The 9,163-nt window shown below is 65.6% G+C and carries 7 protein-coding genes; 3 read left to right on the top strand and 4 right to left on the bottom strand.

The features are described from left to right. From WC739_RS22900 to WC739_RS22885, 4 genes are all read right to left on the bottom strand, one after another. The coding region (locus WC739_RS22900) for an alcohol dehydrogenase catalytic domain-containing protein (RefSeq protein WP_372955276.1) at positions 1-585 on the bottom strand (585 nt) is incomplete at its 3' end. Between the two features lie 20 nt (positions 586-605). Further along, positions 606-2,390 (bottom strand): TRAP transporter large permease subunit, encoded by a 1,785-nt coding sequence (locus WC739_RS22895; protein ID WP_372955277.1) that lies wholly within the window; start codon positions 2,388-2,390, stop codon positions 606-608. Further along, positions 2,390-2,974 (bottom strand): TRAP transporter small permease subunit, encoded by a 585-nt coding sequence (locus WC739_RS22890; RefSeq protein ID WP_372955275.1) that lies wholly within the window; start codon positions 2,972-2,974, stop codon positions 2,390-2,392. Before WC739_RS22890 ends, WC739_RS22895 begins: the two co-directional genes overlap by 1 nt. 182 nt (positions 2,975-3,156) lie before the next feature. Further along, positions 3,157-4,062, bottom strand: a complete 906-nt coding sequence (locus tag WC739_RS22885) for a branched-chain amino acid ABC transporter permease (RefSeq protein ID WP_372955274.1) — start codon at positions 4,060-4,062, stop codon at positions 3,157-3,159. Positions 4,063-4,200: 138 nt separating this feature from the next. Here WC739_RS22885 and WC739_RS22880 point away from each other — a divergent pair, with 138 nt between their 5' ends. The 3 genes from WC739_RS22880 (at position 4,201) to WC739_RS22870 (ending at position 9,042) form a co-directional block, all read left to right on the top strand. Continuing rightward, positions 4,201-4,812, top strand: coding sequence for a CGNR zinc finger domain-containing protein (locus tag WC739_RS22880; protein WP_372955273.1), 612 nt, complete (start codon positions 4,201-4,203; stop codon positions 4,810-4,812). Further along, positions 4,793-5,344, top strand: a complete 552-nt coding sequence (locus tag WC739_RS22875) for a hypothetical protein (RefSeq protein ID WP_372955272.1) — start codon at positions 4,793-4,795, stop codon at positions 5,342-5,344. The genes WC739_RS22880 and WC739_RS22875 overlap by 20 nt, the downstream gene beginning before the upstream one ends. 218 nt (positions 5,345-5,562) lie before the next feature. Continuing rightward, the gene (locus tag WC739_RS22870; protein WP_372955271.1) at positions 5,563-9,042 is read left to right on the top strand and encodes an indolepyruvate ferredoxin oxidoreductase family protein; all 3,480 of its coding nucleotides are present in this window, start codon (positions 5,563-5,565) and stop codon (positions 9,040-9,042) included. The last annotated feature ends 121 nt before the right edge of the window (positions 9,043-9,163 follow it).

The raw sequence follows: 9,163 nt of genomic DNA, 5'->3' as shown, positions 1-9,163 counted from the left end.
CGAAGCCTGCCTGGTCGACAGGATGATGGTCGTTGCGCCCGCCAGTCGCGCCAGTTGCACGGTCAGCAGCCCGATCACGCCGCCGCCAAGCACGACAACGGAGCCGCCTGGCCTGATCCCGGCCAGATCCACGCCATGCAGGCAGCAACCGAGCGGTTCGCAAAACGCTCCGTGCAGCGGATTCAAGCCCGCTGGCAAGATGAAGGCCTGCTTGTGCGGCAAGGCCACATAGTCGGCGAAGCCGCCATCGCGATGGATGCCGATGGCGCTGAGACTGCCGCACAGACTGACCCTGCCGGCATGGCAATGGACGCAACGTCCGCAGGCTATGTTGGGGTCGCCGGTGACGCGATCGCCGATCGAAAAGCCCGACACATTGGCCCCCACAGCCTCGACGATCCCGGAGAATTCGTGCCCCGGCGTCACCGGCGGCCTGCAGGGGAACTCACCGTGGAACAGATGCCGGTCCGTCCCGCAGACGCCGCAGGCCTCGATCCGCACGAGCAGATCGTCGGGACCGGCAACCGGTTTGCCGACCTCTTGCAAGACAATGCTGCCGACCTCCTCCAGCCGCACTGCCCTCATTGTCTTGGCCTCTCCAGCCATCAGTTGAAGCTCGGCGGCTGCGACAGGTCAGGCTGCGGCGCCGCCGGTTGCGCGGGCGGCGTGTCGCCGAAGCTCGGCGGCTGCGAAAGGTCCGGTGGGCCGGCCGGCGCCGCGGCGCCATTGGCCGGCGCCTTGCCGTCGGCGGGCGGTGGACCGAGGGGCGACATTCCGGGCACGCCGGGCACCGTGTAATCGATGTTGCCGGGATCGACCACGGCGCCCTTGTAGCGCATCACCATCTGCGGAAAGGCAATGGTCAGCCCGATCATGATCACCTGGATAAGGACGAAGGGCACCGCGCCCCAGTAGATCTGGCCGGTGGTCACCGGCGCGACCTGCTTGCCGGTGATGCGGTCGAGATAGGGCACGCGCGCCGCGACCGAACGCAGGTAGAACAGCGCGAAGCCGAAGGGCGGATGCATGAAGCTGGTCTGCATGTTGACGCCCAGAAGAACGCCGAACCAGACCAGGTCGATGCCGAGCTTGTCGGCGGCCGGCGCCAGCAGCGGCACGATGATGAACGCCAGTTCGAAGAAGTCGAGGAAGAAGGCCAGGAAGAAGACGAGGATGTTGACGCCGATCAGGAAGCCGACTTCGCCGCCCGGCAGCGAGGTCAGCAGGTGCTCGACCCAGATCTGCCCGTTGACGCCATAGAAGGTGAGCGAGAACACCCGCGCGCCGATCAGGATGAACAGCACGAAGGACGACAGCCGCGTCGTCGAGGTCAGCGCCTGCTTGATCACATCAAGGGAAAGCCGCCCCTTGGCCGCGGCCATTGCCAGAGCGCCGACCGCGCCCATGGCGCCGCCTTCCGTCGGCGTGGCGATGCCGAGGAAAATGGTGCCGAGCACCAGGAAGATCAGTGCCAGCGGTGGGATCAGCACGATGACCACCTGCTGGGCCAGCCGCGACATCATGTTGATGTTCAGCCGCCTGTCGGCGATCGCGGCAATGTAGATCAGCACCACGCCGATGCAGGCGCCGAGAATATCGGCGTCGTCGCCATGGGCCGGCGCCAGGTACCGATAGGCCGCGTAGGAGATGGCCGCCGTCGCCACCAACGCCACCAGCAGCGACGTCACGCCATGGCCGAGCGTGCGTGCCTCCAGCGGCAACGCCGGCACCAGCTTCGGCCGGAAGATGGAAACAAGCAGGATATAAGACGCGTAGAGCCCGGTCAGGACCAGCCCGGGGACCAGCGCGCCCGCATACATGTCGCCGACAGAGCGGCCGAGTTGGTCGGCCAGCACGATCAGCACCAGCGATGGCGGGATGATCTGGGCCAGCGTGCCCGACGCCGCGATGACGCCGGACGCCAGGCTTCGGTCATAGCCGTAGCGCAGCATGATCGGCAGCGAGATCAACCCCATGGCGATGACCGATGCCGCCACCACGCCCGTGGTCGCCGCCAGAAGTGCGCCGACAAAGATCACCGCATAGGCAAGTCCGCCGCGGATCGGTCCGAACAGCTGGCCGATCGTGTCGAGCAGGTCCTCGGCCATGCCGGACCGTTCGAGCACGATGCCCATGAAGGTGAAGAACGGTATGGCGAGCAGCGTGTCGTTCGACATCACCCTGCTGCCATAGAAATTGTCCGGAAGCGCATAGAGCAGCGGCCAGTCGAGGTTGATCGCGCCGCCTGAATAAGGCGTCAGGAGCACGCCGATGAAGAAGAACATCAGCCCGTTCGCCGCCAGCGAAAAGGCGACGGGATAGCCGATCAGCATGAACAGGATCAGCGAGGCGAACATGATCGGCGCCATGTTCTGGGCGATGAACTCCATCACGAGCGCACCTCCTCGGCCAGCGCCCTGGCCTCGCGCTCGGCCTGTTCGTGCGCGGAGATGAAGGGGTTGGGGTCATCCATGTCGCCGCGCATGATGGCGATCTTCTTGATGATCTCGGAAATGCCTTGCAGCGCCAGCAGGAAAAAGCCGGCCAGCAGGATGGCCTTGGCCGGCCAGACGATCAGCCCGCCGGCATTGGTCGACATTTCGCCGCTGTGGAACGACAGCGACACGTAGGGAACGAAATAGAACACCATCAGCGTCACGAACGGCATCAGGAAGACGACATGGCCGAAAAGGTCGATGCAGTGCTGCACGCGACGTGGAAACAGGCCGTAGACTATGTCGATGCGGATGTGCTCGTTCTGTCTCAGCGTGTAGGCGGCGGCCAGCATGAAAGCGGCGCCGAACAGATACCATTGCAGCTCCAGCCAGGCATTCGATGAGGTATCGAACACCTTGCGAATGACGGCATTCGCCGCGCTGACCAGGATCGCCACCAGGATCAGCCACGACACCGATCGGCCGATGAATTCGTTGAGGCGGTCGATGCCCCGCGACAGAGCGAGCGGCCCTTGCATGCAGTCCTCCCTTGTACGGAGGCGTGCCGGTTACCCCTCACTGCGTCACGCCGCGTGGCCCAACGGTATGCCGCGCGTGGCCGGGCGGGTCAACAAGGTTGGGAGCCGCGAAGGTCATCGCCCGGATGACGGGGCCGGATAGCCGGGCCCGCGGGCGCATCATGCAACCAAAGTCTGATGCCTCAGGCGACCTTGCCGGTGTCGCGGCTGGTGCCGACCAGCACCAGCGTGGCGACCAGGAAGAGATATATCCATGCGTCGCGCCATTCGACGGGGAAGTAACCCGCCCAAAGTGATTCGGCCATGCCGAAGGCGGCCGCGCCCAGGGCTGCGCGTGGCGGCGAAAGATAGCCGCCGACGGCTGTCACGAACAGGATCTTCAGCCCATAGACGAGGCCGGAATCGAAGCTGACATTGCCGTAATAGAAGCCGGCCATGGTGCCGGCCAAGGCGGCGCAAAGGCCGCCGGACAGCACGGCGTGACGGAACACGGCGCGCACGTCGATGCCGCACATCGCGGCGGCCTTGGGATCGTCGGAGACCGCGCGCCAGCGCCTGCCGAAACTCGATCCGGCGAAAGCCCAGCTGGCCAGCCCGATCGCCGCGAGCGCCACCGCGCAGTCGAGCAGCTGGATCAGCGTCAGCGTTGCCTTGAAGGTCGCGTCCCGGGCCAGGACGATGGGCTGCGCCAGCATGGGTGGCAGCCACAGATTATGCGTATCGGCGGCGATGCGGCTTGCTTCCGACAAAAAGAGCAGGATGCCGAGCGTGGTCACCACGACCGCATTGGGCGTGCGTTGCGCCAGCGGCTCAAAGACGCTGCGCGACAGCACGTGGCTGACCAGCGCGGCATAGAGGAAGGCGGTGACGACGCCGAGCGCCACCGCCGCCAGCAGCGTCAGCCACAACACCTGATAGCCGAAGACGGCGGTGAGGATCATCGTCTGCCCGCAGAAGGCGAACAGCGCGCCATGGGCAAGGTTGGTGCGGTGCAGGATGCCGTTGGTCAGCACGTAGCCGAAGGCGAGCAGCGCGTAGAGCGCGCCGGAATGCAGCCCGTTCAGCGCCTGCTGGAAGAAATAGAGCATGCAAGACCCTCGGATCACGCCATCCAGAACCGAGACGATCGGACGGCATGCTCGAAACGGTTGCGGAGACCCGCGCCAGAAAGAATTGCATCGCAAAATCTAACTTGTCAAACACGATTTATCGGTTAGATTTCGGCCATGACCGTAGCCTGGACCCCGCACCGCTTCACCGGCGGCCTGCTGGCGCTCGACACGGCGAACACCGTCGTGCTGCGCGGCGACCCGCGACGGACGTTCGACCGCTTCGAGGACCCGCTGGAGATTGCCCGCTTCGCCGATGCGGCGAGCGGCTTTCGCGCCGCCGAGCTTGGCGGCAGGCAACTGGCGGTCACCTCGCCGACGGCCATCGCGCCTGTCGTGCTGTCGATCCGCGAGGCGACGGACCGGCTGTTTCGCGGCGCGGTGTCGAAGGGCGCGGTTACCACCGCCGATCTGCCTCAATTCCTGACGGCCTGCGCCGGGGGGCTCGCGGACAGCCGGACCGAAATCGGCGCGCCGGGAAAGCCGTTTGGCGACCCGGCGACGCCGATCGCCTTCGAGGCGGCGCTGGCAGTCTCGGCCTTGTCGCTGCTGCGCGAGGACACCGTGGCAAGGTTGAGGATCTGCCCCAACTGCACCTGGCTGTTCATCGACAGAAGCCGCAATGCCAGCCGCCTCTGGTGCGACATGGCGGTGTGCGGCAACCGGCGCAAGGCAAGTCGTCACTATCACCGCCACCGCATGGCGGCCGATGAGGTCAAGGATGCCTAGAGGGTTCTTCCATTCGGTCGTTGTCGCCGTGGCATTGGTCGCGGCTGTCGCGCTCGGCGCCTGCCGCGACACGGGCAAGGACGCCGAAGGCAAGCTGTTCGAGATTTCCGGCAAGATCTTCATCTTCAACTATCGTCTCGCCAGGGCCACCTACATGGTCACGCTGCGGCCCCTGCGGCCGATGGGGGAGGGCCAGGTGGTGGTCGCCAGCTTCCAGGATCCCGCCGGCGGCGCGCCCCTGGTGGTCGAGCAGAAGGTCTGGCCGAAGCTCGACAAGGTGAGCCTGGAGAGTCCGGCCCTGACCTGCGTGGTCAAGGACAAGCCCTATGCGATCGCCATCAGCGTCAAGGGGCCGGACGGCACGGTCCTGCAGAAGATCGACACCACGTTGATGTCGACGCAGGATCAGTCGATCCTGCCCGATCGGCCGCTGGTCATCGACCAGCTCTATACGGCCAATCCCGACCTCGTCGGCCACCCCGACGGCAAGCTGCCGGGCGAGCCCAGGCCGGACTGCTCCAAAGGGCGTTGACCCTCCGGCGCCGGGACCATTCGCCTGGAGATTTTCGTTCGCCGGGGGACCTCCTTGGATCGGTTTCTTGCGGGATTCGAAACCGCACGGGCTGTTCGTTGCGCGTTGCCTGATGCCTTCGATTTTATTTGACCTGCCTTGCAAGGGAAGAAAGGATGCGCCATCCAACGCCGACGTCGGCTGCCAGCCCCCGCGCGGCCTCCGCACAGGAATACCTGATGACGCTGCACGACGTCGCGCTCGACGACAAGTTCGACCTCGGAAAGGAGCGCATCTTCCTGTCCGGGGCGCAGGCGGTCATCCGCATGCTCCTGATGCAGCGCGAGCGCGACCGCCGCGCCGGCCTCAACACGGCTGGGTTTGTCTCGGGCTATCGCGGCTCGCCGCTCGGCGGCCTCGACATGCAGCTCTGGAAGGCCAAGAATCAGCTCGCCCGGGCAGACATCGTTTTCCAGCCGGGCCTCAACGAGGAGCTCGCCGCCACCGCCTGTTGGGGATCGCAGCAGACGGAACTGCTGGGCGAGGGCACCCATGACGGCGTCTTTTCGGTCTGGTACGGCAAGGGCCCGGGCGTGGATCGATCGGGAGACGTGTTCCGCCACGCCAATCTCGCCGGCTCCTCCAGGCATGGCGGCGTGCTGGCCCTGATGGGCGACGACCACATGGCCGAATCCTCGACCAACGCGCATGCGACCGAATTCCTCTTCGTCGACACCATGGTGCCGATCCTCAATCCTGCTGGCGTGCAGGAGATCATCGACTACGGCCTTTACGGCTTCGCCATGTCGCGCTTCGCCGGCACCTGGGCCGCGATCAAATGCGTCAAGGACAACATCGAATCGACCGCCTCGGTCGACGCCTCGCTCGAGCGGCTCAACATCGTGGTGCCCGAGTTCGACATGCCGCCGGGCGGGCTCAACATCCGCCACGAGATCGACATGCTCGGCCAGGAGGAGCGGCTGCACGAATACAAGCGCGCCGCCGCTTCCGCCTTCATCCATGCCAACGGCCTGAACCGCATCGTCTATTCCGGCGGCTCCAGCCCGAAGATCGGCATCATCACGCTGGGCAAGAGTTATCTCGACGTCCGCCAGGCGCTGGAGGATATCGGCATCGACGAGGCGGCGGCCAACCGTATCGGCGTGCGGCTGTTCAAGGTCGGCTGCCCGTGGCCACTCGACCTGCACCATATCGTCGATTTCGCCCGCGGGCTCGACACCATCGTCGTCGTCGAGGAGAAGCGCTCGCTGATCGAGGTGCAGCTGCGCGAGAGCCTTTACGGCACCGCCACGCAGCCGGTCATTGTCGGCAAGAAGGACGAGCGCGGCGATTGGCTGTTCCCGGCCAAGGGCGCGCTCGACCCCAACGAGATCGCCATAGCGCTTGGCGAGAGGATCGTGAAGACCATAGGTCCGTCGGAAGAGATATCGTCGCGGGTGGCGAAGCTGCGCCAGTTCCAGGCGATGCTGGCCGACGCGACGGATATCGGTTCGCGCACGCCCTTCTTCTGTTCGGGCTGCCCCCACAATTCCTCAACCAAGGTGCCGGACGGATCGATCGCCGCCGCCGGCATTGGTTGCCATTTCATGGCGTTGTGGATGGACCGCAACACCGTCGGCTTCACAGCGATGGGCGGCGAGGGCGCGCAATGGGTCGGGCAGGCGCCTTTCTCGAAGCGCGGCCATATCTTCCAGAACCTCGGCGACGGCACCTACAATCATTCCGGGACGCTGGCGATCCGCTTCGCGCTGTCGAGCGGCGCCAACATCACCTACAAGATCCTCTACAACGACGCCGTCGCCATGACCGGCGGCCAGCCGCACGAGGGCGGACTGACCGTCGACATGATCGCCAGGCAGGTGCGGGCCGAGGGCGTCGACCGCATCGCCATCGTCACCGACGAGCCCGACAAGTATTCAGGCAAGGTGCAATTCCCCGCCGGCGCCACCATCCATCACCGCGACGACCTCGACCTCGTCCAGCGCGAGCTGCGCGACGTCAAGGGCGTGTCGGTGCTGCTCTATGACCAGACCTGCGCCGCCGAGAAACGCCGTCGCCGCAAGCGCGGCACCTTTCCCGATCCCGACAAGCGGGTCTTCATCAACGAATTGGTCTGCGAGGGCTGCGGCGATTGCGGCGTGAAGTCGAACTGCGTCTCGATCCAGCCGGTCGAGACCGAGTTCGGCCGCAAGCGCAAGATCGACCAGTCGAGCTGCAACAAGGATTTCTCCTGCGTCAACGGCTTTTGCCCATCCTTTGTCACCGTGCATGGCGCCAAGATCAAGAAGGCCGAGGGCCAGGCCGGCAAGGCCGATCCGCTCGACGGCGTTCCGACGCCCGCCGAATTCCCGATCGGCGAGCAGGGCTGGGCGGCGATCATCGACGGCGTCGGCGGCACCGGCGTCGTCACGGTCGGCGCGGTGCTCGGCATGGCGGCCCATCTCGAGGATAAGGGCTGCGGCATGATCGACATGGCCGGCCTCGCCCAGAAGGGCGGCTCGGTGTTCACCCATGTCCGCATCGCGCGCACTCCCGACGACATCCACGCCATCCGCGTTTCGGCGGGCAAGGCGGACCTCGTGCTTGGCTGCGATCTCGTCGTATCCGGTGCCAAGAAAGTGCTGAGCGCCGTGCGCGAGGGCCACACCATCTTCCTCGCCAACACCGCCGAGATCATGCCCGGCGAGTTTGCCCGCTCGGCCGATTTCTCCCTGCCGGTCGAGCGCCTGAAAAAGGCGATCCGCGCGGCAGCCGGCGACGACAAGGCGCATTTCTTCGACGCCACGCGCACCGCGACCGCGCTGTTCGGCAATTCGCTCGGCGCCAACATGTTCATGCTCGGCTTTGCCTTCCAGCATGGCGGCCTGCCGCTGTCCGCCGAGGCCGTCGAAAAGGCGATCGAGCTCAATGGCGAAGCGGTGGCGATGAACGTTGCGGCCTTCCGCTGGGGCCGCCGCGCCGCCCACCAGCCGGATTTCGTGCGCGGCCTCGTCGCTCAGCCTGGCAAGCCCGGCCAGGCCGCGGCCATTGCCGAAACGCTGGATGACATCATTGCCCGTCGCGTCGCCTTCCTGACCGCCTATCAGAACGCCGCCTATGGCCGGCGGTACGCCCAGCGGATTGCCGCCCTGCGCGATGTTGAAGCCAGGGCTGTGCCTGGTTCGACCGTGGTCTCCGAAGCCGCCGCCAGGAACCTGTTCAAGCTGATGGCGATCAAGGACGAATACGAGGTCGCGAGGCTCTACACGGACGGCTCCTTCGCCGCGGAGTTGGGCAAGCAGTTCCAGAGCTACGACAGGCTCGAATTCCATCTCGCGCCGCCGATCATGGGGCGGCGCGGCAATGACGGCAGCCCCAGGAAATCGAGCTTCGGCCCCTGGATGATGAAGGGCTTTCGCGTGCTGGCGGCCATGAAGGGCCTGCGCGGCACGGCTTTCGATCTCTTCGGCTATAGCGCCGAGCGGCGCATGGAGCGACGGTTGCTGGCACAATATGAAGCGGATCTGGAGCTTGTCGCAACCTCGCTGGTTCCAGGCAAGGTCGATGCGGCGGCGGCACTCGCCTCGGTGCCGACCCTCATTCGCGGCTATGGCCACGTCCGGCAAGCCAGCGTTGAAAAGGCCGCGGGCGAACGCCAAAGGCTACTGGAACGCCTGTCGGGTGCCCCGGCGCGGCCGGAGCTTCAGGCCGCCGAATGACCGACACGGCTTGTTTACCTGAACGACAGTTTCCTCGGTTTCCGCAGCGTCACTTCGCCTGGCTGCCACTCTGAAACAGCCTTTCTAAATCTTTCTTAAGGCGGATGTGGCACTGCTTGGC

It is taken from the genome of Mesorhizobium sp., assembly GCF_041661565.1.
In the GTDB taxonomy this organism is placed as follows: domain Bacteria; phylum Pseudomonadota; class Alphaproteobacteria; order Rhizobiales; family Rhizobiaceae; genus Mesorhizobium.
This window is presented reverse-complemented; position numbering and strand designations above follow the sequence as displayed.